The organism is Kocuria sp. KH4 (genome assembly GCF_053711175.1).
In genome coordinates this window covers 1-366 of record NZ_JBSJYX010000087.1, presented here as the reverse complement: position 1 = coordinate 366, position 366 = coordinate 1, and the positions used below count along the sequence as shown (strand labels likewise).

Annotated in this window: 1 pseudogene; it reads left to right on the top strand. The window is 69.9% G+C overall.

The window, feature by feature from the left end:
- Positions 1 to 366: pseudogene (locus ACWCOM_RS18600) on the top strand (inositol-3-phosphate synthase); the annotation flags it as partial.

Genomic DNA, 366 nt, shown 5'->3' with positions numbered 1-366 from the left:
CCATCCGAGTGGCCGTGGCCGGTGTCGGCAACTGCGCCTCGTCCTTGATCCAGGGCGTGCACTTCTACGCCGAGGCCGATCCGGCCGAGACCGTGCCGGGGTTGATGCACGTGGTCTTCGGGGACTATCACGTCTCCGACGTGCAGTTCGTGGCCGCCTTCGACGTCGACGCCGCGAAGGTCGGGGTCGATCTGTGCGAGGCGATCTCCGCCGGGCAGAACAACACGCTGGCCTTCGCTTCCGTGCCGCACACCGGGGTGACCGTCCAGCGCGGGCCGACCCTGGACGGGCTGGGCTCCTACTACCGGGAGATGGTCCAGGAGTCGGAGCAGGAGCCGGTGGACGTGGCCGCCGCGCTGCGGGAGG